The organism is Pseudoalteromonas sp. SWN29 (genome assembly GCF_015864465.1).
GTDB lineage: Bacteria > Pseudomonadota > Gammaproteobacteria > Enterobacterales > Alteromonadaceae > Pseudoalteromonas.
This window is the reverse complement of record NZ_JADYXE010000128.1, coordinates 1-940: the sequence shown is the minus strand read 5'-3', so window position 1 is coordinate 940 and position 940 is coordinate 1. Positions and strand designations below refer to the sequence as shown.

At 40.3% G+C, this 940-nt stretch carries 1 protein-coding gene; it reads left to right on the top strand.

What is annotated here, in order from left to right; translation table 11 throughout:
* Positions 1-905, top strand: a 905-nt coding sequence (locus I6F53_RS20135) for an IS3 family transposase (RefSeq protein ID WP_197240935.1), incomplete at its 5' end; no start/stop codon positions are given.
* Positions 906-940: the final 35 nt, after the last annotated feature.

Below are 940 nucleotides of genomic sequence, written 5' to 3'. Positions count from 1 at the left end.
GTGATGGAAGGCCAAGCGCTAATCGCCCTACACCTAAAAATAAGTTATCAAGCGAAGAACGAGACCATTTATTAGCTACTGTTAATAGTGATGAATTTAAAAGCCTACCACCTAGTCAAATAGTCCCTGCGTTGGCTGATAAAGGTGTTTATATTGCATCAGAGTCGACCTATTATCGTGTACTACATGAAGAGAAGTTACAGAATGATCGTGGGCGTAGCCAAATTAAAGAGCGAAAAACACCAACAACGCATTGCGCGACAGGCCCTAATCAAGTGTGGTGTTGGGATATAACTTGGCTTCCAGGACCAGCCAAAGGGCTACATTTTTATCTGTATTTAATACTCGATATATTTAGCCGAAAAATTGTTGGATGGGAAATACATGATGAGGAATCGGCTGAGAATGCTTCGCGATTGATTAATAAAACGCACTTAAAAGAAGGCGTTAGAGATAGCCCGTTGGTGTTACATTCAGATAATGGTAGCCCAATGAAAGGTTCATCAATGCTTGAAACACTCCATAGTTTAGGTGTTGTATCTTCTTTTAGTCGACCACGAGTGAGTAATGATAACGCTTACGCAGAATCAATTTTTAAAACGTGTAAGTATCGACCTGGTTATCCTTATAAAGGATTTTTAACAATAGAAGAAGCACGTGACTGGGTGCTTAAATTTAGTCATTGGTATAATTTTAACCACAAGCATAGTGGCATCAAATACGTTAGCCCACATCAGAGGCATTCTGGATTGGCGGGTGAAATATTGGCTAATAGAAAAGAGGTATATCAAGGTGCTAAGGATGCTCATCCTGAGCGCTGGAGTGGTAATGTTCGTAATTGGGATTTACCAAAAGAAGTGTACTTAAACCCTGAACAAGAAATCGTCAAAGCGGAGAGTGCATAACGTAGTGATCGCGACAACTAGTTTGACAAACACCG